The organism is Kocuria sp. WRN011 (assembly GCF_002295155.1).
Classification (GTDB): domain Bacteria; phylum Actinomycetota; class Actinomycetes; order Actinomycetales; family Micrococcaceae; genus Kocuria; species Kocuria carniphila.
Genome location: NZ_NSGI01000003.1, coordinates 114891 through 133874 on the forward strand (window position 1 = coordinate 114891; position 18984 = coordinate 133874).

An 18984-nucleotide genomic window follows, 5' to 3' on the forward strand; every position below is an offset into this window, starting at 1 on the left:
AGTTCAACAACCTCGTGTAGTCATCCCAGCTACGACCAACACGGCAGTTCCATCAAACCAGTTCCCTCCAGCGGAGCCAGCCCATCATCTAGAGCACGCAATCTTTCGTACAGCTCTCGCATGGAGTTGCGGTCTGGCAAGTCCTCGCCGCCAGCGGCTTTCTTCAAAACGTGGCCCGTGCTGATCAACGCGATGCTGCCAATATCTGCTTGCCTCTCACGCAGGCGCCGCAGGCGTGCCGCTTCTCGCGCAGCCACCCGCCGGCCTCCACCGTCATCGATGAGCACGATGACGCGATCCCCACGCTCGGCAGCAACGACGGCGTGAGCGACCACCATGGTTTCGCCCAGATCTTTGCTCGAACGCATGCGGCTTTCGATGGGAACACCAGCGATACGATTCACTGCCGTGGCGAGCTCAGGAGTGACATCGTCGGAGAGAACTTCTAGTAACCGTGGTGGAACCTTGCCCAGCACACGTTCAGCGGGTTTAAACCGTTGGTCCTGACGAGCTTTACGCACGATTTCGTGTTCAACGATCTCTGGAACTGCAAGTGGCCCAAGTGTCGCAAAGAGCAAGCGCTCTTTGTTCAGGGAGAAGAAGTTGAGTCCCGGACCAGCATCCATGATCGGCCGCTGGCTCATGGCGATCTGCCTTCGTCCTCCAGCCCGCTCAGATCCACATCAATATCCGGAAGTTCATCGGGTTCGAACTCCCTGTCGTCCGGAACCCTCGGGACTATTCCGATCCCCTCAAGTTCATGCACAATCCGCTCAGCCGGGACTCCTCGCAGCGTGGCGATCGTTTGCGCGCTAACGACACCCTCGGCGTAGCCCGCGATCGCTCGCGACACGAGACCCTGAGGTGCACGGAGCCGATTCGAGTCGACCTGAAGCGCCTCATATTGATCGCTCCACCCGAACCTCGTTGCCAGCTGCGGCGTGGGGGTCCGACCCCATTCTGAGGCCAGGCCTGAAGGCACATAACCGGCCTCCCTCATGGCAATCGCGGCAATGGCTGGTGACACCAGGAACCTCTGCACAACGTCCGAAAGGGTCTGCCTAGAGACATCATGTGTGCTTCCGAGAAACTCCTTGACCCCTTCCTGCGGCACCAGCAGATGCCGTGCAAAAGCATCAGCCCGGATTTCCTCCGGTGAGCGTTTGCCCAATTCATCCGACCAGTCCTGAAAGATCAGGTGGGCCAGCTCGTGTGCCAGTGAGCTTCGCTGACGCATTGGCTTATGGCTGCGTGCCACTCCAATGAACACCTTGTTGCGCTCCGGATCTCGCATGATCAGACCGTGCTCATCCGGGTCTGCGTCGAGAATCGCAACGTCATGCCCGGTCGTTTGCTCGATCAATGCCACTAGATCGCCAAGTGGTTGCACCCCAAGTCGGTGCTCCCGGCGGAACTCATCCGCCGCCCGTTGAGCTTGCTGTTCGAGTGAAGGAGTCATTACGCCGCAGGAATCGCGTAATCGTCAAGGTATGCGTCCAGCTCCATGAAATGCAGCAACCGTTGGCGCATGGAATCCATGTTCGATCCATTCGTCGCACGAGCCGCACACTGCACGCGCCCAGCAACGCCGCTGCCAGCCAGCTGCGCGACAGTGCATCCAGTGGCATCAGCAATCATGATCACTTCAGTCATCTTCACTGCGCGTTCACCGCTCAGAATACGGTTCAGCGTGGCCTGGGAGAGGCCTACCCTGTCGGCCAAAGCGCGCTGGGACAGACCGGCAGCTTCACGGGCGCTCTCAATCGCCGCTACCATTTCGTTCACTGCATCCACCCCCTGAATCACTTTTCTGAATTTGATTCAGCTTACCACTCATACCTGCGTTTGAGCGGATGAATTCGGGGCAACCCCGGCAACGAGCAGGTAGCTCCACCCATGACTCAGGAGAAGAACACGCCATGACCACCGAGCAGAACCGTCCCGCATCGGATCAACCCGCCGAGAAAACAAGCGTTTCGACGGCGGTCGCTGACGTGATTGCCGAGCGTTCCGACCATCTGTTCGGCCTCATGGGTAACGGCAATGCCCACGTGATCAGTCATCTCACCTATCAGGGGTTCCCGTTCACCTCCGCTCGTCACGAGGTGGCCGCCGTGACCATGGCCGACGCGTATCACCGTGCGACCGGTCGGATCGGAGCCGCCACCGTGACCTATGGCGCCGGGTTCACCAACACGTACACGGGCTTGGCAGAGGCTCGCCTGGCCCGCGTTCCGCTGGTGCTCGTAGTGGGTGACGCGCCCACCACCGGAAGGCGACCGTTCGATATCGACCAGGCCGGAGCGGCGTCGGCGGTGGGTGTGACCACGCTGGTGGCCGGCCCGGACAATGCCGCGGCCATCACCCACCGGGCCTTCGATCTGGCGCAGCAGACCGTGCAGCCGGTGATCGTGGCGATCCCCTACGACCACGCCACCGCCCCGCTCACCGCGCAGACCGAGCTGGAGCCGCTGCCGAACAAGCCGTCCTGGGTCGCACCGGGCGAGGAACTCGATCGTATTGCATCTATTCTTCGTGGCGCGGAGCGGCCACTGATCCTGGCCGGCCGCGGGGTGCTCCTCGGAGACGCCGCCGGTGCGCTCCAGGAGCTCGGCGATCGTCTCGGGGCGCTGTTCATGACCTCCGTGATGGCCACCAACGCGTTGGACTCGCCCTGGAACCTGGGCATCGCCGGGGGCTTCACGCGCGAGCACCGCCTGGATCTGGCGCAACAGGCCGACGTCGTTCTGGTCGCCGGTGCGAGTCTCAACACCTTCCAGTCGCGGTACGGAACGCTCTTCTCGCCGGACGCACGCGTGATCCGCATCGACAACGAACCCGAGGCCATCATGGCCCACCCGCAGGTCACCGACTACGTGCGCGCGGATCTGGGGCCCGCCACCGCCGGCCTGTTGGCCCGCATCTCGGCCGCCGACGCCGCGGCCACCTGGCGCGCCGCCGTCCCCGAAGTCGCCGGGGAAGAATTCCGCTCCGCCGAACCAGTGGAGGACCCCACCGAGTTCGGCCCAGACGGACGGCTCAACCCCCGCGCGGTGGTCTCAGCCCTCGAGGAAATCCTGCCCGCCGAGCGCTCCGTCGTCATGGACGGTGGACACTTCATCGGCTGGGCACCCATGTACTTGTCCGTCCCGGACCCTCAGGCGATGGTGCTGGTGGGCACCGCGTTCCAGTCGATCGGGCTGGGCTTCGGCTCCGCGGCCGGAGTCTCGGTGGCGCAACCGGAACGCACCACGGTATTCGTCACCGGCGACGGCGGCGGGCTCATGGGCCTGGCGGATCTGGAAACGTTCGTGCGCGCCACCCGCCGCGGCGTGGTGGTGGTGCTCAACGACTCCGCCTACGGCGCCGAACTACACCAGTACGCCTCCAAGGGCCTGGATCCCACGGCCATGCTCATCGATGAGGTGGACTTCTCCGCAATGGGCAAGGCCATGGGCGCCGACGGCGCCAAGATCCGCACCCTGGCGGAGCTGTCCGTGCTCACCGACTGGCTGGCCTTCCATGACGAGGGCGTGTTCGTTCTGGATGTCGCCATCTCCCAGAAGGTCGTGGCGGAGTTCATGGCGGCGTCGCTGGACGCGGGGAAGCGGTTGTAAGCACAGTGGTTGAGGGGGTTGGCGGGGTCCGCCCGGATGGGATTCACCGCCACCCCTCACTCAGCAACCCCCGTCGACCACTCCTCCACCCGTTTCTGAGACTTCTCATCACTCAGGTCCTCCACGCGCGTCATGACCGACCACCGCACCCCGAACTGATCGCGGATACTTGCGAACCGATCCCCCGAGACGAAATTGGTGGTCTCCTCCCGCAGGGTGGCGCCATGGGCAACCGCTGTCGCCACGACGTCGTCGACTACTACACGCGCGTGGAGCAGGGGCGTCTGGCACCGTCGCCCTTGCTTTCAGAGGCGCTGTGTCGTGTGCTGCAGTTGAACCCTGAGCAGACCGCCTACGCAGAGGACCTGCTCAACCGCGCACCGTTACTCCGCCCCGGGTCGCGAGGCCGCGGACGGTCGACTACAGCTGCTGCTCGCTCAGCTCCCGGAGCTGTCCGTCCTGGTTACGAGACCGCGCCTGGGCGCTCTTGCCTGGAACGGGTGGGCGACGGCGCTACTCACCAGTTCCTCCAAAGTCCCGGTAGCCCAGCGCATTAGGTGTCCATCATGTTCGCGGATCCCCACATGCGAGAACTCGACGAAGACTCGCCCTTAGTGGCCCGCACGTGCGTGGGTATCCTGCGGCGTGAAGTCACACAGAACCCCCACGAACCCGAGCCGGCTGCTTTGGTGGGGCGACTGTCCATCGCGGATGATAACGTCCATCGCTGGTGGTCCCAACACTAAATCGACGAGCAGGACTTTGGTACTAAGACCGTGATCCCTCCCGTGGCCGGCAAGTTCCGGCTGAACTGAAACTCGTTCATCTACTCTTGGGGCGATGCAGCAGCAGCTGGTTCTGTGTGGCCCGCGGGCCAGGAGGCCGTGAATGCTGAGGCGCTGGCAACTCGCTCCCAGCCTAGGAGCCCCCGTAACACTGACATATGGCGATCCCTGCCTGGGGATTCGTAACCGCGGCTCATAAGCTTGCTCCATGCGCGGACAGGTGACCGAGGTTCTCAAGGTGTACGGCATGCAGGAACGCCAACTGGTGATTCCCGTCTATCAACGAAATTACGACTGGGGGCTGAAACAATGCCAACAGCTGCTGGACGATCTAGTCAATGTAATCGAGCAGGACCGCCCCAAGCACTTTTTCGGCGCTGTCGTCGGACAACCCGAGGGTTCCTGGCGCTGGGTGGTGATCGATGGTCAGCAGCGGCTGACCACGGTCAGCCTGCTCATGCTCGCCCTGGCAGATCTCCTGGACGAGCAGGTGCTTGACTCTCAGGACTGCAACCTGGCGCATCGGATTCGTACCAGCTTCCTACTTCTCAAGGAGCAAGACGACACTCCGCGTTTCAAGCTAAAGCCGGTGAAGCTCGATGCTGAGGCCTATGCCTCTCTTTTCAAGTCCCAGTCGGAACATGTTGATACCTCATCCGTCACAGCGAACTATCGTTATTTCAAAGAGCAGGTTCCGCTCCTTGGTATTAGCAGTGATGACCTGTGGAGAGCCATCGAACGCCTAGAGGTCATGCACCTGGATTTGGAACAGCATGACGATGCCCAGCGAATCTTCGAGTCCCTCAACTCCACCGGACTGGCACTTAGCGAAGCTGACAAGGTGCGCAACCTCGTTCTCATGGGCCTGGACGTTCGAGAGCAGGAAAGGGTCTACTCGGATTACTGGAACCGCATCGAGACGAATGTGGACTATGCCACCGGGGCTTTCCTGCGTTGGTACCTGGTCACCCAAACGTCTCGTATTCCACGACAGGACCGCGTTTACGAGGCCTTTAAAAACTACATGGCCGACGTTGGACTGCGAGGCGCGCAGCTGTTGGAAGAAGTCCGGCGGTACTCCACCTACTATCAGCAGATCCACCAGGCGAGCACCGGTCACCACAAGATCGATCTGCGCTTGCGCAGACTCAATCTCCTCAAGACTGATGTCGTACTCCCCCTTCTTATGCCTTTGTTGGAGGCCTACGAAGGTGGTGATATCGATGCCGCAGATCTTGCCGATTGCATCCGGATCATCGAGTCCTACATCTTCCGCCGCTACATCGCCGAGGTCCCCACCAACGCCTTGAACAAGGTGTTTGCCACGGTCTTCAGGGATGTTAGGCGCATCCGACCCAAGGACCGTTCCTTTTCGGAAGTTCTGGGCTATTCACTCCGTAAGCGGTCCGGTTCGGGATCTTTCCCGGATGATGCGGAGTTCATCCAGAGCCTCGAGAGCAAGAATCTTTATAACTTCAAGGGCGAGCGACGGAAATACCTGTTTGAGTGCCTGGAGAACTTGAACTCCAACGATACCCGAGACATCGCCCACGGCATCGAGAATGGTTCACTCTCGATTGAGCACATCATGCCCCAAACCCTGACCCAGTCATGGGTGGACGAGCTGGGGCCTGAAGCTGAGCGCATTCACGACCGTTGGCTGCATCGGCTCGGTAATCTCACCGTCACGGGGTACAACTCGTCTTATTCCAATGCTTCCTATTCGATGAAGCGCACCATGGACCATGGATTCATGGAGTCCCCATTCCGCTTGAACAAGGAAATAAAGACCTCCGAGACCTGGGGTGAGGAGCAACTGCGCGCACGCTCACAGCGCCTGTGCGACGAAGCGTTGTCCTACTGGATCTATCCCCAAAGCGACTTCGAACCCGTCCGCCCCCAACTGCCCACCGAAGCGTTGGGGACGGACACCGATTTCACTGGTCGCGCTCCTGTTGCATTTATTTGGAATGAGCACCACGCCACCGTGAAGAACTGGCGCGATCTGACCACCAGGGTCTTCAAGATTGCCGTGGTGGAACATAGGGACGCCATCCTTCAGCTGGCCGGCACCACGGACTATTTCCGGGTGGGTGATGCTTTCGATCCGGAGGAGAATGGGGTCTATGCACTGGACGAGAGCATTGGCTGGAACGGATCTTCCAGCACCTGGACGAAGGTGTCTCTCATGCGTCGGCTCTTCAATCAGGCCGGCCTGGATACCGAAGAATTAGTCATTACTTTACGGCCAGAGGAAAGTGACTCGGATCATTCGGCCAACTCGTCCAGGCCCGAAGACGAGGAAGCGCCCTACGAGGATCTGACCAAGTTTCTACCCCGCTTCGAAGAAATTCGGGGCCTCCCGACAGGAGATCCCCTCCTAGAGGAAACCACGGAGGAATTCGCTCGCACTTTCGAGCCTTTCCGGGACCAGCAGCCTCTCACGACCCTAGGGACAAGTGTGCGGAAATTCTGCGCGGACCCCAACCGTCTTGAGGTTGTCACTCCATCCGAGGTTCTGGCTCTGGTCTCCTCCAAGGTCGACGAAACGGAACGGGTGGATCCTGAAGCCCTGCTGGAAGCCGCCGCCGACGGCAGCCTGAGCTCCTGGGTCAGCCGCCTGCCACAATGAACAGACTGGTTGACTGCTGACACTCTCACGTTGGGCATTTACCGATTACATAGCCGGACACTGTGTTATAGACGCACGCGGGATCGCTATGCAGGTGGACCAGCGCTGAATGTCCGCTCTATGACGCCCTACCGTGCAAGGCAATAGCCTTAAGCAGATGGGGGTGGAACGATGCGGAGAGACCTTTACCCGCAAGAACAAGCAAGTGGTGTAGTGGACGACTCCTACTGCAATTTCTAGTTTTGCGACTCACGGCTATTGGCACAGCGTTGTGCCGGGAATACTTTTGTGCGGATGAACCACCGCATTCAGAGGTACTCAGCTTCCGGCTAGCTGTTACAGCTGTCCACTGTCTTTCCACCAGCCCCCTCACCCCATCCCCGCCGACCACTCCTCCACCCGCTTCTGCGACTCCTCATCACTCAAGTCCTCCACCCGGGTCATGACCGACCACCGCACCCCGAACGGATCGCGGACACTCGCGAACCGATCCCCGGAAATGAAATTGGTGGTCTCCTCTCGGACCGTGGCGCCGTGGGCAACCGCTGACGCCACGACGTCGTCGACGTCCGGGCAGTACAGCGCGAGCGAATAAGTGACGTCATCGCCGTCGGTGTCCGGGGCGACGAGGTGGTAGTCGGGCTGGGCGGCACCCAACTGTAGGCGGCCGTCCGCGAACTGCAGCTCGGCGTGGACCACCACGTCACCGAAGCGGAAAGCACTGATGAGCTGGGCGCCGAACACCTCCTGATAGAAGGCCAGGGCCGCGGTGGGATCCGCGACGGCCAGGAACGGCGTGATGGACGAGTAACCGTGCGGTGTTCCGTTGGTGGTGTGCGAACCGGTGGCCGGGGTGTTCTCTTGTGTCGTCATGTCTGGAACGGTAGACCCGCGCGCGGGCCGGCGGCTTGTATATTCCTGCCATGGGCGAGCTACCGGAGATCTCCGAGCGCGGGGTGCTCTACCCGCGCCGCCTGCCCCCTCGATTCCAGCGGATTCCCGCCACCGGCCCGGTCCGTGAGCTCGTCGTCTGGTGGTGGGTCGCCGAGTGGAAGGAGCCATCGGGTTCGACCTCGCGCCAAGACCTGCTCCCCTTCCCCGGCTGCAATTTGGTGGTCGAGCAGGACATGGTGGGTTTCGCCGGCCCCACGACGCGCGCTTCACATCGCGACCTCGTCGGCAGCGGGTGGGCGGTGGCCGCACTGCTGCGGCCGGCCACCGTGCCGGCCTTCGCGAGCGACCCGGCGAGTGTGCGGGACAGCTACGTTCCGGTGGCGGCGCCGAAGCTGCACTCGCAGGTTGCAGAAGCAGTCGCCGCCGGGGATTTCGACGACGCCGTGGCAAGACTGTCCGCGTGGGTCACCGCACGGGTTGGTGCTATCACCGAGGAAGCGCGACTGGCGAATGCGCTGGCCGAAACAGCGGGGTCGAACTCATCCGTAGTGACGGTGGGTGATCTGGCGGCCGCGTTGAACGTCTCGCAGCGGACGGTGCACCGGTTGGCCGAGCAGTACATCGGGCTGACACCGCACGCGTTGATCCGACGACGGCGGCTGCAGGAGGCCGCGGAGCACATCCGGTCTGAACCGGGCGTGAGTCTTTCAGATGTTGCTGCAGCCCACGGATTCTCCGATCAGGCGCATTTCGCCCGTGAGTTCCACCGGTTTCTGGGGCAGACCCCGCGGGAGTATCGGGGCGCGTCCGGGCATCACAGCTGACTATTCAGATCCAATGCGTGGGCGCGGGATTCTTTGAGGTCCACGATGGGCTCCACGCCCTCTTGGCGGCCGTTCCAGCGGTCCACATAGACGAAGTCCGGGTCGAAGCGCTTCTGTTGCGTCTCGGGGTTGAAGATCCGAAAGTAGGGGGCAGCGTCCGTGCCGCAGCCGGCCACCCACTGCCAATTGTGGGGATTGTTCGCAGCGTCCGCGTCCACGAGGGTGTCCCAGAACCACTGTTCACCCAGGCGCCAGTCGATCAGCAGGTTCTTGGCCAGCAGCGACGCCACGACCATCCGCACCCGGTTCTGCATGGTCCCGGTCTCCCACAGCTCGTGCATCCCGGCGTCCACAAGGGGGATGCCGGTGCATCCCCGCTGCCATGCGGCGAGCGCGTCCTCGTCCAGCTCCGGCCACGGGAAGTGCTCGTACTTGGGGTTGATGGGGCGCTGGGCCATGTCCGGGTGGATGTAGAGGTTGTACCAGGAGAACTCGCGCCAGCCGAGCTCGGTGAGGAACTTGCCGGGGTTCCCGCCGCGGTGCAGCGCCGTGTGCCACACGGTGTGGGGGCTGATCTCGCCCCACCGCAGGTGCGGGGACAGCCTGGACGTGACCGGTTTGGCGGGGTAATCGCGGTCCTTGGTGTAGGTGGGCAGGCTCTCCTCGAGAAAGTCCTCCAGCCGCTCGTGCGCGGCCTGCTCTCCCACCTCCCAGGTTTCGGCAAGTCCGGCGGACCAATCCGGGCGGGTGGGCAGCAGGTGCCAGTCGGCCAGGTTCTCCGAGTCCGGGGCCGGCTCGGCGGGGGTGAGGGCCGACGGCGCCGGATACGGCTCCCGCGGTGGCGTCCCGCTCGTGCACGCGCGCCAGAACGGGGTGAAAACCTTGAACGGGTTCCCGCTCTGGGTGGTAATGGTCCACGGCTCGAACAGCAGGGAGCCCGCGTAGGAGTGCGCCTCCACGCCGTTCTCCCCCGCCCACTCCTTCAGCGCGGCGTCCACGGCGCGCTCGGGCCCGCCGTAGCGGCGGTTCCACAGCAGGGTGTCCGCACCGGTCTTGCGAACGACGTCGCTCACCACCTCCTGCGCCGGACCCCGCCGCAGCGTCAGGGGCGCCCCCAGATCCGAGAGGTCTGCGGCCAGCGAGGTCAGGGAGTGGTGCAGCCACCACTTGGCGGCACCACCCAGCGGGCGGATGCCCTGGGACTCCTCGTCCAGGACGTAGAGACACACCACGGGTTCCCCGCGCTCCACGGCGTGGTGCAGAGCCGGATGGTCGGTGACCCGCAGGTCATCGCGGAACCACACTACGGTTGTCATCTCGGTTGGTCACCCATCTTTTGACTTTCGCTCAATTTACACAGGTTCGGTGGAGGTGGAGGTGGGGGTGGCGGGCGGTGCGAACGAAGACACATAGGAACTGCCCTTCCTCGCCCTCGTGTGATGAAGTGAACCATGACCCACGAGTCGACGCCCCCACCGAACATTGATTCCACACCCGGCCAGACCCCATCGAGGTCGGGACCCGAGCGCACCCCCGATGGCCACCACATCGTGGTCAACGGGCGGAAGTGGCGGGCTTCGGATCCATCCATCCCGGAAAAGTTGCGCGCCGAACTCGTAGCCGAGCTGATGGCCGCGCGCCGGCTCGTGCGCACCGATCCTGAGCACGCGCGGCCACGTGTGCAGGACGCGAAGGTCGCACTCGGGGAACGGGGCGAAGCCTGGTGGGAGCATACAGACCAGGGTCGTTCACAGCGCATAGTGGCGACTATCAAGGCGCTGCTACGGCATCGTGACGGCGCTACGATCTGCCCGAGCGACGCGGCAAAGGTCGTCGGCGGCGAAGACTGGCGCGATCTCATGGACCGGACACGCAATGTCGCCGCATGCCTGCACCGCGACGGCGTGGTGGAGGTGCAGCAACGCGGCACACGAGTGGATCCCACTCAGGCGCACGGGCCGCTGCGGATCGCGCCGGGACCGGAACTCGGGCCATGAGTCCTCGCGTAACGTGGCTCCGCAGTCCATAACCCTGTGCTGACTTTCAGGGACACGGGATATCGGGGATAAAGAACAATATGCGTCACTCCGAAACCACCGGCACTGGATTTTGTCGCGACCATCCTCGATAGCGGCGTGCCTATCGCTTACGATCGGAAACGCCCCATCATCTTGAGCCACCTCGTGGAGACGGGGCCTCCCGCACCGGGGGGTGTCCCTATGGTTTTCGTCAAGCGGCTAAGGCCACTTTTTCACTTGACCCTTACGCCTCAGGGCCAATAAGGATCAAGGCATCCTTCAGGAGCGACGGAAACGGCGCGTCGTCTTGGCTTAGGTTCAGCTTCTGGGATTTTCCTAGAGGGGCATCGTTGTCGGGAATCGGGCAGAAGTGGCGCAACCCTGTCCTGTTCAGGCGCTCACCAGCTTCAGCCTCTCCGGGTAGTGAATTCATTCTCCGGTGATCTATTCGATGTATTGGTGCAGTATGGATATCCGATGACCAGCATGTCCGGGCCACCGGAGTCGCGAATGACTGGCTCCACAGCATGCGACCGGAGTCAAATGTGTCCCGCGTGCCTGAAGCAGGATAATGGGCGATCCTTCGAAGGTGCGACAGCGGTACCTCGGTCGGACGGGAGTTCAAACAGATGCGAGAGCTCCCGTGGGTGGGCGTCCGAGAACCGGCCATATGTAAAGCCGGATACGGGCATGAGTGTGTGTGCTACCCGTCTACGGTTCTGCCACCACCGCTCAGCTGTCCCAGGACTGTGAGAACCTGCAGCCGCGGGCGTTCCAAGACCCAGATGGGGACTACTGGATGTTCTCTGGAGAGAACTGGCCGCCCACATCGGTAACCGGGAGTCCATGGGTCAAGAAGTCCCGATGGACTGTAGAACCCGCGAAGCCTGCCGGCGCCCGCCGTCCGGACCCGGGTCAGTAGGGCCGCTGGGCAGGGTTCACCTGGGCGATCCACGCGAGGATCCCGCCCTCGAGGTGGGCGACGTCGGCGTGGCCGTGCGCCCGCAGCAGCCGCAGCGCCCGCTCCGAGCGGGCACCCACCTTGCAGTGCAGCACGGTGCGCCGATGCGGGTCGAGTCCGGCGAGGGCCTCCCCGGACTCGAGCTGCGCCAGCGGCACCAGCCGGGCGCCGGGGATCGCCGCGAGCCGGGCCTCGTAGGGCTCCCGGACGTCGAGGAGCTCGAAGTCCGTCTGGCCGCGCTCCCGGGCGGCCAGCAGCTCGGCAAGCTGCGGGGCCGTCACCGTGGGAGCGTCCTCGGCGGAGGACGGGCACGGCACGGCGCAGCCGGGATCCTCGTCCTGGCCGACGCCGAGCTCGGTGACGGCCGGGCGGCCGGGCGTGGGCACCAGCGAGATCTCCCACCAGCGGGCGGAGAGGGCGTCGTAGGTGGCCACCCGGCCGAGCATCGTGGTGCCCACGCCCGTGATCAGCTTGACGGCCTCGACGGCCATGGCGGTCCCCAGCAGCCCCGGCAGGACGCCGAGCACTCCCGCCTCGGCGCAGTTGGGCACCGTGCCCGGCGCCGGCGGCACCGGGTAGAGGTCCCGGTAGGTGGGTCCGTGCGCGCCCCAGAACACCGAGTACTGTCCGTCGAAGCGCAGGATCGACCCCCACACGTGCGGAACGCCGGCGAGCTCGCAGGCGTCGGAGACGAGGTAGCGGGTCCCGAAGTTGTCCGTGCCGTCCAGCACGAGGTCGTAGCCGGCCAGGACCTCCTGCGCGGTGGCCGCCGTGAGCCGCTCGCGGTGCTCGACCACGCGCACCAGCGGATTGAGGTCGGCGATCCGGGCGGCCGCCGAGCGGGTCTTGGGCGTGCCCAGCGCGGCCTCCCCGTGGATCACCTGGCGCTGGAGGTTGGAGGAGTCCACCACGTCGTCGTCGGCGATCCCGAGGGTCCCGACGCCCGCGGCGGCGAGGTAGAGCAGGGCCGGGGAGCCGAGCCCGCCCGCGCCCACGCACAGCATCCGGGCGTTCTTCAGCCGCAGCTGGCCGGTGCAGCCGATCTCGGGCACGGTCAGGTGGCGGGCGTAGCGGCGCAGCTCGGCGTCGGTGAGGGTCGCCGCGGGCTCGACGAGCGGGGGCAGGTCCATGGCGCTCAGGCGTCCAGCCCGACCCACTCGGTGGAGCCGTCGGCGAACAGCTGCTCCTTCCAGATGGGCACCTCGGTCTTGATCCGGTCGACGAGCGCGTCGCACGCGGCGAACGCGAGCTTGCGGTGGGCGGCGCCGACGGCGGCCTCCAGCGCGGAGTCCCCGATCCCCAGGTGCCCGACCCGGTGGGCGGCCCAGAGCCGCACGCCCGGGAACTTGTCGGCGACCGAGCGGGCGACCTGCTCGATCGCCGCGCCGGCACCGGGGTGGCAGGTGTAGTCGAGGCTCGTGACGGGCCGGCCGCCGTCGTGGTCGCGGATCACCCCGCTGAAGGAGACCACGGCGCCGGTGCGCTCGTCCTGCACGGCCGTGACGGCCTGCCCGTGGTCCAGCGGCTCGTCGGTCACGAACGCGGCGACGACGGCGGTGTCGGCCTGGATCGGTCCGGGACTGCTCATCGGTCGGTCTCCTCGCGTGGTCGGTGGCCCCCTGCGAGAGCCCGGCGGGGACCGGCGTAGGGATCGTGGGTGGGATGCCGCGGAGGCCCACAGCATAGCGCGATCTTGATTTGGACCGTCGCTTGGAAGCTTCGGCGCGGTCACCCGTCCAGCTTCCCGAAAGGCGAGCAGGACGTCGGGCACGGCCCCGGCCGGAATCTCGGCGTCTGGGCTAGCCACCCTGTCGAGCAGGAAGCTGGACCGGGCCAGCACCTGCGCCAGCGGCGGCTGCCCGGGTGAGGGCTGGCGGTGGCCCCGGGCGAGCCAGGTGGGACTCGTTGATCCTCGGTTTTGGCGATCTGGGCGATCGGTAACTCCGACAGTCGAGTGTCGGTTCTGCTCGAAGTTTGAGCTGTTTGTCCGTGTGAAAAGTGAGCACCTCGCGGGGTTGTTCTAGTCTGCCGGTCCGGTCTCGGTGACGGAAGGCAGCGTCTCGATACTGGTGTGCCTGATGCGGTAGCTGGTGCCTTTGGTGGTGATGATCTCGGCGTGATGAACGATGCGATCGATCATGGCCGCAGCGATCGTGGTGTCGCCGAAGACCTCTCCCCAGCGGGAGAAGGGCAAGTTCGAGGTGATGATCAGCGAGGCCTTCTCATAGCGGGTCGAGACCAGCTGGAAGAACAGGTTCGCCGCCTCGGCCTCGATCGGCACGTAGCCCAGCTCGTCGATGATCACCAGCGGGATCCTGGCGATCTTGGCCAGCTCCGCCTCCAGGCGCCCGGTCGCGTGGGCGGCGTGCAGGCGGGTGACCCAGCCAGTGGCGGAGTTGAACGCGACCCGGTGCCCGGTCCGGGCCGCGGCGATCCCCAACCCGATGGCCACATGCGTCTTGCCCGTGCCCGGGGGCCCCAGCAGCACCACGTTGCCGGCCTGCACCAGCTACGCCCCGGCTTCCAGTCGCGCGATCAGCCCCCGGTCCAAGGAGGGCTGGGCCGTGAAGTCGAAGTCGGTGAGCGTCTTGATCGCCTCGAACCCGGCGGCCTTGATCCGCAGCGCCGCCCCCGAGGCGGCCCGGGCCGCTGCCTCGCCTCCCAGCACCGCGGCGAGGTACTCCTCCAGACTCCACTGCTGATCCCGGGCGGTGTCGGCGATCCGGGCGTAGTCGGCGGCGATCCTGGGGGCCTTCAGTTCCCGGGCGTGGTGGAGGATCTGCTTGTCCGCATCCGTCAGCACCCGCCCGAGGGGGTCTGTGGCCGGGCGCATCAGGCGACCTCGATCCCGAACAGCCGGTCGTAGACCCCGAGATCGGCAACCTCCACCTGCCCGCCCCGGCCGGTGCCTGTGGTGCCGGCGGTGGCCACGGCCTGGTGGGTCCGGCGCATCGCGGCCGCGGCGGCCACGTGGGCCGGGTCGGTGATCGTGGCACCGGATCCCCAGGCCCGCTGGTGGGCGGCCACGGTGCGCCCAGCACAGGTGACGGTGACGGTGTGCAGGTCCACGACCACCTCGACCAGGCGCCCGATCGCCCCCGGGTGCACGGAGTAGGCGGCCCCGGCGGCGGTGACGTAGTAGTCCCGGGCCAACCGCGTGGTGAACCGGTGACCGATCACCGGGTCCACCGGCGGCAGGGGCCCCATCGTCTCCCGCTCGGTGGCCATGGCATCGACCGGGCGGGTGCGCGTGGTGCGGTGGGTGCGCTGGTTGGCGATGACCAGCCAGTCGGTGAGCTGGGCCTGGAAGTCACCCGGGGCGGCGAAGGTGCGCCCGGGCAGGAACGAGGTGGCCAGGTACCCGTTGAACCGCTCGACCACGCCCTTGGTCTCGGGATCGTAGGGGCGGGCCTGCACCAGCCGCACTCCCAGCGCCCCGCAGAATCCGGCCACACCCTCGGCGAGCTTGCCGCCCCGGCCGATCCCGGCCTCGTTGTCCCACAACAGCTGCCGCGGCACCGCGGAGAAGCCGGCGGCCAGGCACCACCACATCCCCGCCAGCAGGTCCCCGGTCGTGCGGCTCGGCAGCAGCACCGCCGCCGCGTAGCGGGAGTGGGAGGCGACCATCACCAGCACCGGGAAGTTCCGGAACACCCCGGCGTGGTCCGGGATCAGCCGGCCCGGGAACCACAGATCGCACTGGATCTGCTCCCCGGCGTGATGCACCAGCCGGTCCGCCGGATCCGCGACCCGGTACCCCGGGCGCAACCTGGCCACGTTGGCGTAGAACCACGACCGGGACCCGGTCCACCCCACCCGCTCGGCGACCACCGCGGTGGGCATCGACGGAAACCGGCCCAGCAGGTCCCGCACCGCGGCCTCGACCTCGCTGAACGCCCCCTCCACCGGCGGGCGTGGTGAGTAGGCCGGCGGGTCCGTGGAGCGGATCGCCTTCGCGACCGTGTTGCGCGACAGCGACAACCTCCTGGCAATCGCCGCCTGTGACAAGCCCTCTACCCGATGCAGCTGACGGATCAGCGCCCAATCCTCCACAGTGATCACTCTCCAATCGTTGGACGAGCTGCTCACTTTTCGACCGGAACTTCAGCTGTCTTTTCGACCGGAACCGACATCGAGTAAGTTCTACAGTTTTTGGCGGAACTAAAGGTGGCTCTGATGCTGGCATCCCATACCCGATTCCAACACGCGCGGTCGTCATAGTCTCGCGATCGGTGTCCGAGAGAGCGAAAGCAGGTTATTCGGATGTGACGCAGGTGATTGGTGGCCGGGGGTGCCTCCCATAGCCTGAAGTGGTGAATGAGACGCCCAGTCGTTCCTATCTGAACCGCCTTGAGATTGAGACTCGTGAGCGGATGCGAGCTGCGCCGTTGATGGCCGGGGCCGATATGGGGCGGTTGTCTTCGGGGGCTCCGGAGTATTTGCGTGCTGCTTTGGAGGAGCAGATCGATGCGTTGGCTCCGGAGCTAAACGCTATCGTCGCGACGCTGCATGCCCATCCTGAGACCGCTTTCGCGGAGCACAACAGCGCCCGGCTGCTGGTTGAGGCATTGTCCCGTCACGGCGTCGATGCCCAGACAGGAGTGTATGGGGTGGACACCGCTTTCCGGGCGCAATGGCCGGGAGCGGGTGCAGGGCCGGGCCCGACCATCGGCGTCCTGGCCGAGTACGACGCGCTGCCGGAAGTCGGGCATGCCTGTGGCCATAATGTCATCGCCGCGGCCGGTCTCGGGGCTTTTCTCGGGCTGGTGCGATTGTGGCGCCAGCACCCTGATGCTGTCGCCGGGTCCGTGGTGCTGCTGGGCACCCCGGCCGAAGAGGGGCATACCGGCAAGGAGGTGATGGCCCGCCACGGTGCCTTCGACGACATCGATGCCGCCATCATGGTCCACCCCTACGGTTACGATCTGGCTGATCAGGTGTGGCTGGGTCGGCGACTGCTGGCCCTGACGTTTACCGGCGTCCCGGCCCATGCCTCGGCTCAGCCTTTCATGGGCCGCAACGCCCTGGACGCGGCCGCCTTGGCCTATCAGGGCATCGGCTTGTTCCGGCAACAGCTGCCGCCGGGGGACCGGGTCCACGCCATCATGACCGAGGGCGGACAGCGGCCCAGCATTATCCCCGAACGTGCCGGGCTCAAGCTCTATGCCCGATCCAAGTATCCCGAGACGCTGAAGGATCTCAGCCGTCGGCTTGAGGACATTGCCCGGGGTGCGGCGATGATGACCGGCACGAGCGTCGAGATCACTTGGGACGAGTACCCTGCCTCGTTGCCTGTGCGCACCAATACGGCCTTGACGGATCGGTGGATCGCCGCCCAGCGGCGACGCGGCCGTGATCCCTTGCCGGTTGGTGTCGTGCCCGAGACGATCGCAGCTTCCACCGACTTCGGCAACGTCAGTTATCGCATCCCGGGCATCCATCCGTTGCTGAAGATCGCCGATTCTGATGTGGCTCTGCACACCCGTGAGTTCGCGGTCGCCTCGGGGTCCCCGGCCGCCGAACGCGGCGCCTTGGACGCCGCCTACGGACTGGGGCTGACCGCGCTGGACTACCTGTGCGACGCTGGGCTGCGAAAAGCGGTGCACGAGGAGTTCGACGACCAAGGCGGCGCCGTCGACGTGCCGGGCTTTTTCGACTGAGGGAAGGCGGAGGCCATGTCATCTGCACCAGTGGACACCGTGGAGCGGTCAGTGACTGACCGCGTTCTCGGCGGAATCGAGCGCATCGGCAACAAAATCCCGGAGCCCTTCATCCTCTTCGTGCTGCTGTTGGTCGTCACCGCCATTGCCACCACGGTCATGGCATGGTTGGGCGTCAGCGTGCAGGTGCCCGGCAGTGACGAGGTCACCCAGATCCGGGGGTTCTTCACCGGGGAGGGACTGACCTGGTTCACCGCGAACCTCGGCGCCAATTTCATCGGGTTTCCCCCACTGGCGGTGGTGCTGCCGATCATCTTCGGGGTGGGTCTGGCGGAGAAGACCGGTCTGCTGGCGGCCATGATCCGGTGGGCTTTCGGCTCCGCCCCGCGCTGGGCGCTGCCCTACGCGGTGGCGCTGGTGGGCGTGCTCGGATCCATCATGTCCGACGCGGCTTTCGTGGTGATCCCCCCACTGGCGGCACTGGTGTTCAAGGCTGCCGGCCGCCACCCGGTCGCGGGTCTGCTGGGCGGATTCGCCGCCGCCGGGGCCGGTTACTCGACGACGATGCTCGTCACCAGCCTCGACGCCCTGTTCGCCGGAATCACGACGGCGGTGGCCGCCACGCTGCCCGATCCCGGTACCCCGGTGACCCCGATTTCCAACTACTTCTTCAACGTCGCCTCCTCGGTGGTGCTCACCGTCGCCGCCGGGTTCCTGATCGACAAGGTCCTGGAACCGCGCATCGATCGGGCGGGGATCTCACGGGACCAGGTCGTCAAAGAGGAGGACGAGCATGCGCAGAACTCTGCGATGAGTGCCGTGCTGGAGCCGCAGGAGAAGCGGGGAGTGCGCTGGGCGCTGGTGGCCGGCCTGGCCGTGATGGTGCTGTTCATGGCGGCCGCCCTGGTTCCCGCCTCGCCCTGGCGCAATGAGACCGGTAGCTTCCTACCGAGATCCCCGCTACTGGACTCCATCGTCTTCATCGTCTTTGCCTTGTTCAGCGTAATCGGCATCGTCTACGGACGGGTGGTCGGGACGATCAGGACTTGGCAGGACGTTCCGAACATCATGGGCGAGGCGCTCCGGGACATGCTCAGTTTCGTGGTGCTGGCGTTTATCCTCGGCCAGTTCATCGCCCTGTTCAACTGGTCCGGGATCGGCAGCTGGATCGCCGTGAGCGGGGCCAACGGATTGGAGGCGATCGGGTTGACGGGGTTCCCGGCGATCCTCGGATTCATCCTGCTGGCCTCGGTCCTGAATCTGTTCATCATCTCCGGATCGTCCATGTGGACCCTGATGGGGGCGGTGTTCGTGCCGATGTTCGCGCTGCTGGGCTACGAACCGGCCTTCGTGCAGGGTGCCTTCCGGGTGGGGGATTCGGCCACCCAGATCCTCACGCCGATGAACCCGTACATGATCGTGCTGCTGACCATGCTGCGCCGCTACGAGCCTGAGGCCGGACTCGGCACCGTGATCGCCCGAATGCTGCCGTTCACCCTGGTTTTCTGGATCCTGTGGGTAGGAGTGCTGGCCGTCTTCTACGGCTTTGACCTGCCCATGGGCCCGGGCAATGACATTTTCATCAATGAGTAA

At 65.0% G+C, this 18984-nt stretch carries 15 protein-coding genes and 2 pseudogenes; 7 read left to right on the plus strand and 10 right to left on the minus strand.

The genetic code is table 11. The features are described from left to right. Positions 1-29: 29 nt before the first annotated feature. The 3 genes from CKW39_RS05215 to CKW39_RS05225 are packed head-to-tail and all read right to left on the minus strand — an operon-like array spanning position 30 to position 1806. Positions 30-644, minus strand: a complete 615-nt coding sequence (locus CKW39_RS05215) for a hypothetical protein (protein ID WP_095797112.1) — start codon at positions 642-644, stop codon at positions 30-32. Continuing rightward, positions 641-1459, minus strand: coding sequence for an ImmA/IrrE family metallo-endopeptidase (locus CKW39_RS05220; protein ID WP_095797113.1), 819 nt, complete (start codon positions 1457-1459; stop codon positions 641-643). Before CKW39_RS05220 ends, CKW39_RS05215 begins: the two co-directional genes overlap by 4 nt. After that, positions 1459-1806 (minus strand): helix-turn-helix transcriptional regulator, encoded by a 348-nt coding sequence (locus tag CKW39_RS05225; protein ID WP_238663189.1) that lies wholly within the window; start codon positions 1804-1806, stop codon positions 1459-1461. Before CKW39_RS05225 ends, CKW39_RS05220 begins: the two co-directional genes overlap by 1 nt. Before the next feature lie 113 nt (positions 1807-1919). On the opposite strand from CKW39_RS05225, the gene CKW39_RS05230 reads away from it, so the two are divergent. After that, a complete protein-coding gene (locus CKW39_RS05230; protein WP_095797114.1) occupies positions 1920-3617 on the plus strand; it encodes a thiamine pyrophosphate-binding protein in 1698 nt (565 codons plus the stop codon). Positions 3618-3673: 56 nt separating this feature from the next. On the opposite strand, the pseudogene CKW39_RS15745 reads toward CKW39_RS05230, so the two are convergent. Continuing rightward, positions 3674-3874 (minus strand): annotated as a pseudogene (locus CKW39_RS15745) (VOC family protein); the annotation flags it as partial. 309 nt (positions 3875-4183) lie between these two features. Here CKW39_RS15745 and CKW39_RS05240 point away from each other — a divergent pair. Together CKW39_RS05240 and CKW39_RS05245 are read left to right on the plus strand one after the other, a co-directional pair. After that, a complete protein-coding gene (locus tag CKW39_RS05240) occupies positions 4184-4363 on the plus strand; it encodes a hypothetical protein (RefSeq protein ID WP_095797115.1) in 180 nt (59 codons plus the stop codon). Between the two features lie 247 nt (positions 4364-4610). Then, positions 4611-7034 carry a DUF262 domain-containing protein gene (locus CKW39_RS05245; protein ID WP_095797116.1) on the plus strand — a complete coding sequence of 808 codons (2424 nt, stop codon included), beginning with the start codon at positions 4611-4613 and terminating at the stop codon, positions 7032-7034. A 369-nt stretch (positions 7035-7403) separates the two neighbouring features. Here CKW39_RS05245 and CKW39_RS05250 read toward each other — a convergent pair whose 3' ends face one another. Then, positions 7404-7907 carry a glyoxalase/bleomycin resistance/extradiol dioxygenase family protein gene (locus CKW39_RS05250; RefSeq protein WP_095797117.1) on the minus strand — a complete coding sequence of 168 codons (504 nt, stop codon included), beginning with the start codon at positions 7905-7907 and terminating at the stop codon, positions 7404-7406. A gap of 50 nt (positions 7908-7957) precedes the next feature. On the opposite strand from CKW39_RS05250, the gene CKW39_RS05255 reads away from it, so the two are divergent. Next, complete coding sequence (locus CKW39_RS05255; RefSeq protein ID WP_095797118.1) at positions 7958-8752, plus strand: helix-turn-helix domain-containing protein; 795 nt, start codon at positions 7958-7960, stop codon at positions 8750-8752. On the opposite strand, the gene CKW39_RS05260 is transcribed toward CKW39_RS05255, so the two are convergent. Beyond that, on the minus strand, positions 8743-10068 hold the full coding sequence (locus CKW39_RS05260) for a deoxyribodipyrimidine photo-lyase (RefSeq protein ID WP_095797119.1): 1326 nt from the start codon (positions 10066-10068) through the stop codon (positions 8743-8745). The genes CKW39_RS05255 and CKW39_RS05260 overlap by 10 nt on opposite strands. Before the next feature lie 135 nt (positions 10069-10203). Between CKW39_RS05260 and CKW39_RS05265 the strand changes: the two genes are divergently transcribed. Next, positions 10204-10749 carry a DUF3253 domain-containing protein gene (locus tag CKW39_RS05265; protein ID WP_173674283.1) on the plus strand — a complete coding sequence of 182 codons (546 nt, stop codon included), beginning with the start codon at positions 10204-10206 and terminating at the stop codon, positions 10747-10749. Between the two features lie 936 nt (positions 10750-11685). Here CKW39_RS05265 and moeB read toward each other — a convergent pair. The 4 genes and pseudogenes from moeB to istA form a co-directional block, all read right to left on the minus strand. Continuing rightward, a complete protein-coding gene (moeB, locus tag CKW39_RS05270) occupies positions 11686-12861 on the minus strand; it encodes a molybdopterin-synthase adenylyltransferase MoeB (protein WP_095797287.1) in 1176 nt (391 codons plus the stop codon). A 5-nt stretch (positions 12862-12866) separates the two neighbouring features. Beyond that, positions 12867-13319: a molybdenum cofactor biosynthesis protein MoaE gene (locus tag CKW39_RS05275; RefSeq protein ID WP_095797120.1), complete on the minus strand. Its 453-nt coding sequence runs from the start codon at positions 13317-13319 to the stop codon at positions 12867-12869. Positions 13320-13751: 432 nt separating this feature from the next. After that, a pseudogene (gene istB / locus CKW39_RS05280) lies at positions 13752-14564 on the minus strand (IS21-like element helper ATPase IstB). Next, on the minus strand, positions 14564-15784 hold the full coding sequence (istA, locus tag CKW39_RS05285) for an IS21 family transposase (RefSeq protein ID WP_095797288.1): 1221 nt from the start codon (positions 15782-15784) through the stop codon (positions 14564-14566). Before istA ends, istB begins: the two are co-directional and overlap by 1 nt. 320 nt (positions 15785-16104) lie before the next feature. Here istA and CKW39_RS05290 point away from each other — a divergent pair, with 320 nt between their 5' ends. Together CKW39_RS05290 and CKW39_RS05295 are read left to right on the plus strand one after the other, a co-directional pair. Then, positions 16105-17391 (plus strand): M20 family metallopeptidase, encoded by a 1287-nt coding sequence (locus CKW39_RS05290; RefSeq protein ID WP_095797121.1) that lies wholly within the window; start codon positions 16105-16107, stop codon positions 17389-17391. Between the two features lie 15 nt (positions 17392-17406). Further along, the gene (locus tag CKW39_RS05295; RefSeq protein ID WP_095797122.1) at positions 17407-18984 is read left to right on the plus strand and encodes an AbgT family transporter; all 1578 of its coding nucleotides are present in this window, start codon (positions 17407-17409) and stop codon (positions 18982-18984) included.

Excerpts from the sequence above, each read along its gene's own strand:
- CKW39_RS05295 (WP_095797122.1), top strand. The coding sequence starts at position 17,407 with ATGTCATCTGCACCAGTGGACACCGTGGAGCGGTCAGTGACTGACCGC.
- CKW39_RS05275 (WP_095797120.1), bottom strand. The coding sequence starts at position 13,319 with ATGAGCAGTCCCGGACCGATCCAGGCCGACACCGCCGTCGTCGCCGCG.
- CKW39_RS05220 (WP_095797113.1), bottom strand. The coding sequence starts at position 1,459 with ATGACTCCTTCACTCGAACAGCAAGCTCAACGGGCGGCGGATGAGTTC.
- CKW39_RS05245 (WP_095797116.1), top strand. The coding sequence starts at position 4,611 with ATGCGCGGACAGGTGACCGAGGTTCTCAAGGTGTACGGCATGCAGGAA.
- CKW39_RS05250 (WP_095797117.1), bottom strand. The coding sequence starts at position 7,907 with ATGACGACACAAGAGAACACCCCGGCCACCGGTTCGCACACCACCAAC.
- CKW39_RS05215 (WP_095797112.1), bottom strand. The coding sequence starts at position 644 with ATGAGCCAGCGGCCGATCATGGATGCTGGTCCGGGACTCAACTTCTTC.
- CKW39_RS05265 (WP_173674283.1), top strand. The coding sequence starts at position 10,204 with ATGACCCACGAGTCGACGCCCCCACCGAACATTGATTCCACACCCGGC.
- CKW39_RS05290 (WP_095797121.1), top strand. The coding sequence starts at position 16,105 with ATGCGAGCTGCGCCGTTGATGGCCGGGGCCGATATGGGGCGGTTGTCT.
- CKW39_RS05240 (WP_095797115.1), top strand. The coding sequence starts at position 4,184 with ATGTTCGCGGATCCCCACATGCGAGAACTCGACGAAGACTCGCCCTTA.
- CKW39_RS05260 (WP_095797119.1), bottom strand. The coding sequence starts at position 10,068 with ATGACAACCGTAGTGTGGTTCCGCGATGACCTGCGGGTCACCGACCAT.
- moeB (WP_095797287.1), bottom strand. The coding sequence starts at position 12,861 with ATGGACCTGCCCCCGCTCGTCGAGCCCGCGGCGACCCTCACCGACGCC.
- CKW39_RS05255 (WP_095797118.1), top strand. The coding sequence starts at position 7,958 with ATGGGCGAGCTACCGGAGATCTCCGAGCGCGGGGTGCTCTACCCGCGC.
- CKW39_RS05230 (WP_095797114.1), top strand. The coding sequence starts at position 1,920 with ATGACCACCGAGCAGAACCGTCCCGCATCGGATCAACCCGCCGAGAAA.